This is a genomic window from Nocardioides sp. (assembly GCF_034670285.1).
In the GTDB taxonomy this organism is placed as follows: Bacteria; Actinomycetota; Actinomycetes; order Propionibacteriales; family Nocardioidaceae; genus Nocardioides.
The window spans coordinates 1-1,684 of the sequence record NZ_JAXMNS010000572.1; the positions used below are offsets into that span (position 1 = coordinate 1).

The following is a 1,684-nucleotide window of genomic DNA, read 5'->3' on the forward strand; positions in this document are numbered from 1 at the left end:
GCGCTTTCAGAACTGCACCGAATTCCTCCTCGGCGTGGTCGCGGCCGCCCGTGACCAGGCTGTCGACCAGCGTCGCGCCCGGGTCGAGGCCGGCGGTCTCGAGGTCGTGAGCAACGGCGGCCGGGTCGGTGCTGTCGAGCTGCTCGGCGGTGAGGTCCTGCGGACGCACCAGGTTGACGACGACGCCGCCCACCGGCAGGTCGTTGCGGTGCAGGTCGGCGATCCCGTCGGCGGTCTCCTGCACGGGCATCTCCTCGAGCACGGTCACGAGGTGCACCGCGGTGCGAGGGGAGCGGAAGAGCGTCATCATCGTGTCGGCCTGCGACCGGATCGGCCCGACCTTCGCGAGCCCGGCGAGCTCGTTGGACACGTTGAGGAACTGGGTGATCCGCCCGGTGGGGGGCGCGTCGAGCACCACGGCGTCGTACTGGATCGCGCCCTTGTTGCGACTGTTGCGCTCCACGGCCTCGTAGATCTTGCCGGTCAGCAGCACGTCGCGCACCCCGGGCGCGATGGTGGTGGCGAACTCGATCACGCCGAAGCGGTCGAGCGAGCGGCTCAGTCGGCCGAGCTTGTAGTAGAGGTCGAGGTACTCCAGCAGTGCCGATTCGGCGTCGACGTGAAGGGCATGGACGACGCCCGGCCGGTCGTCGCCCACGGGGAGCCCGGTGGTGAGGCGTTGCTCGGCGTACGGCAGCGGGTCGACGTCGAACATCCGGGCGATGCCCTGGCGTCCTTCGACCTCGCAGAGCAGGACGTTCTTCCCGCGGGTGGCCAGGGCGAGGGCCAGGGCGGCCGCCACGGTCGACTTGCCGGTGCCACCCTTGCCGGTCACCACGTGCAGTCGCACCTTCGGCCAGTCGCTCATGGTCCGGAAGCCTAGGGCGTGGCGGCGCCGGGCGGCTCACGAATCGGGGTGAGCGGTGACGTGTCGGCGCTCACCTGCCGGCCACCTGTTGGTCGAGACCGGAGTTACAGTGCGCGCGTGCACCTGTGGTCCGTGTTCAACGTTCTCCGACGCTCAGGCGTTGTGAGGGTGAGTGGATCGGGCGTCTGACATGGACGCGCGGTTCGAGGAGTTCGTCGCGGTCGAGACCCCGCGGCTCCTCCGGGTCGCCTACGCACTGACCGGCAACCCGCACGACGCGTGGGACCTGGTGCAGGAGGCCTTGGTGCGAGTGGGGTTGAAGTGGCGCAGGCTCGCCGACGGCAACCCGGGCGGCTATGCGCACACGACCTTGGTGCGCCTCAACATCGACCGCGGTCGGCGAGGGGTTCGCGAACGGCTCCCGGGAGTGCTGCCGGAGCGTGATCGACCGGTGCAGGTCGACACCGAGCTCGACCCGGCCCTGGTCGCGGCCCTGCGCGAGCTGCCGCGGCAGCAGCGGGCCGCGGTCGTGCTGCGCGCCATCGAGGACCTCGACCACGCCGGGATCGCCGAGCGGCTCGGTTGCTCGGTCGGCACCGCGCGCAGTCATCTCTCCCGCGGCCTCGCCCGGCTGCGCGAGGTCCTGGCCGAGGAGGAGGTGCGTGGACATGACGTCTGACGAACGGCTCGAGTGGTCGGCGGAGTACGACGACCTGCTCGGTCGCGTGCAGGCGGCCGCGACCCGGGTGAGCCCGGGGTCGTCGGCCGGCGAGCGGGTGCGCGAGGCGCTGGCCCGGCGGCGACGCCGGCGGCAGG

The 1,684-nt window shown here is 71.6% G+C and carries 2 protein-coding genes; one reads left to right on the top strand and one right to left on the bottom strand.

Annotation, left to right across the window (positions count from 1 at the left end):
- Window positions 1–868, bottom strand: an 868-nt coding sequence (locus VOI19_RS19175; RefSeq protein ID WP_323794523.1) for an ArsA-related P-loop ATPase, incomplete at its 3' end; no start/stop codon positions are given.
- Between the two features lie 190 nt (window positions 869–1,058).
- Here VOI19_RS19175 and VOI19_RS19180 point away from each other — a divergent pair.
- Complete coding sequence (locus tag VOI19_RS19180; protein WP_323794524.1) at window positions 1,059–1,547, top strand: SigE family RNA polymerase sigma factor; 489 nt, start codon at window positions 1,059–1,061, stop codon at window positions 1,545–1,547.
- Window positions 1,548–1,684: the final 137 nt, after the last annotated feature.

Bases quoted from the DNA above. Each gene is read 5' to 3' on its own strand.
- VOI19_RS19180 (WP_323794524.1), top strand. From the start codon at position 1,059: ATGGACGCGCGGTTCGAGGAGTTCGTCGCGGTCGAGACCCCGCGGCTC.